The following is a 2,311-nucleotide window of genomic DNA, read 5'->3' as shown; positions in this document are numbered from 1 at the left end:
GAAATGAAGATGAGGGTCTTTTAAACTGAGAACAGATGCGATAGAATGAGTAATGGACATAGTGAGATTTCCTTTCTGTAATTTGTGGTGATTTTATTGTAACGGAAATTCTTACCTATGTCTCTTTTTTTTATGCTCAAGAAAAAAAGGCGTTGGTTTCTACCAACACCAAAATTTATAGAACCAAAACTTCCTCTTTTTGCATGCAAAGAAAATTTTAGGGTTGTCTGATTATATCATCCAGCATAAAATCATGAGTTGTTCCATGAAATAAATCAGTTTTTAACCTGTTTCTCTTTTAAGCCATTCTGGTATTCTTCTTCAATCCGTTTTGTTTCTGCCACACTTTCCTGACGCTTTTGTTCTTTTGCAAGAATTAATGCGATCCGCGGCCATGTAGACAACAACGCCGAAAGCAATGACAAGCCCACCGTAAAGAGAGGCATCAGAACAGGAGAGCCCCTGCATACTGTCTAAGATAATTCCCGTAAATATCTGCGCAATAAAGACCAGTGAGGTCAGCAAAAATGAAGAGAGTTTGGGAACAATGATGTTAAATAACATCACAACCCCCACACCCAGGACTCCGCCAAAATAAATCCAGGGTTGAAACGTTCCGCTTAACGGTGCTCTTTGGACAAGATCACTCCATTTCACGGTGGCTGCGGCGAGTAGTATTGTAATGGGAAGTCCGATCAGATGGTTGATCAGCGCGCCCTGCAGCGCTCCTGTTTTTTCTGCCAGATGCGCATTGATGGTTCTGGATAAGACCACGGATATGCCTGCGGCACACGCAATTCCAATCGCAGCGACTGCATTTTCATCATCCAACATCATGAAGATTCCGAGAACTGAAAGACACAGACTGATCAGTGCTGATTGTGGAAACGGTCTTTTCTTCATCCCCAACAACCCCAGTTTATCAATGAACAAGGAGGCAGCTGTCTGCCCCAGCAATCCCAGTGCAACGACGCTGGTTATACTCATCGACTCTGCCGCAATACATTGAAATACAGTAGTGCAGACCCCGATCGCTCCGCCCAGATAAATCCATTTTGGATGATGCGTCCACAGTGGTTTTGTTCCTTTTTTCAAAAGGCAGAGAGATGCGGAAGCTGTGCCTGCGATATGAATCAATACGGATGCTGAGAATACGCCATATTGTTTCGATAATTCCCCGTTTATTGAAACCATAATGGCTAATAGTATACCGTTAACCAGCGCTAAAATCGGATACAATTCAGACCACCTCTTTACTTCGAGGATAACAAAATTCTGTTTATCCTGCATAGGACATAGGTCATAGTGCTTTCAAACGCATTCGTATATAATTGATTTGAGGTGATTGATATGGAGAATATACCCCTTACTAAAGCTCATGAAAATAAGCTCGCAGAATATGGCCTGGAAAATGTTCCGCTTCAATCTTGCGGCTGCCTGCGTTTTGTGCCCGGGGAAAATGTTTGTCAAGAAGGTGTTTCCATGCCATGGATCCTCATTGTGATCAGCGGCAGTGCGAAGGTTTGCCGGACAACGCCCGACGGAAAAAGCTTGATTTTGTGTTATTACATTTCTTCCGGTCTGATTGGTGATATTGAACTCATGATGAGACAGAAAAATGCCACAACGACGGTTAAAGCGATCACCGACCTGGACTGTATCGCTGTGAATTATTCGACATGTGCAGACGAATTAGCAGTTAATCTTCGATTTCTTAATTTTTTAGGCGGCGAACTGGCAGCCAAGTTGTCTAAAAGTTCAGATAATTATACATTATCAGCGCTATGTTCCGGCGAGCATCGTCTATGTGCGTACATCCTGCAAAATTCGCATAAAAATGTATTTAGTGATATTCTTACTGATGTTTCCGCCTCAGTGGGGATGAGTTATCGGCATTTGTTCCGTATTTTAGGCAAGCTTTGCCGCGATGGAATTCTGGAGAAGAGAGAAAGTGGGTACTACATTCTGAATAACATTGAATTAAAGCGACGTTCCTCTTTTTAAAAGATCGAGCATGATCCATCCCCGCTTCTGTTTCATCGGGTTCTTTTGAGATTGGGCTCTTATTTAACCTAATGAATAAAAAGTGGGATCCGTTCGAATGAAAGCGCTGTCAATTTCGCAGCTGTGCAGTGCAGTCTTCCTGTAAGAAATAACGAATGAAAATTCTTGAAAAACAGGTCAATAGTAAAAGTAAATGCAGGTAAAGAAGAAAATGTGTATCGGGGCAGAGCAAAAGGAGAAACAGAGTAAAAGGAAACAAAAAAAGAGCCAGATAATGAGGGAAAAGTGTTAAAATATCCGTAGAAAC

The 2,311-nt window shown here is 42.0% G+C and carries 2 protein-coding genes; one reads left to right on the top strand and one right to left on the bottom strand.

Annotated elements, in window-relative coordinates; genetic code table 11:
• Positions 1 to 321 precede the first annotated feature (321 nt).
• The gene (locus I2D94_RS18035) at positions 322 to 1,239 is read right to left on the bottom strand and encodes a DMT family transporter (protein WP_195397907.1); all 918 of its coding nucleotides are present in this window, start codon (positions 1,237 to 1,239) and stop codon (positions 322 to 324) included.
• A gap of 111 nt (positions 1,240 to 1,350) precedes the next feature.
• On the opposite strand from I2D94_RS18035, the gene I2D94_RS18030 reads away from it, so the two are divergent.
• Positions 1,351 to 2,004, top strand: coding sequence for a cyclic nucleotide-binding domain-containing protein (locus tag I2D94_RS18030; RefSeq protein ID WP_195397906.1), 654 nt, complete (start codon positions 1,351 to 1,353; stop codon positions 2,002 to 2,004).
• Positions 2,005 to 2,311 lie beyond the last annotated feature (307 nt).

This window comes from Holdemania sp. 1001302B_160321_E10, assembly GCF_015552275.1.
Taxonomy (GTDB): Bacteria; Bacillota_I; Bacilli_A; order Erysipelotrichales; family Erysipelotrichaceae; genus Holdemania.
This window is presented reverse-complemented; position numbering and strand designations above follow the sequence as displayed.

Coding starts and splice junctions, on each gene's coding strand:
- I2D94_RS18030 (WP_195397906.1), top strand. CDS start 1,351: ATGGAGAATATACCCCTTACTAAAGCTCATGAAAATAAGCTCGCAGAA.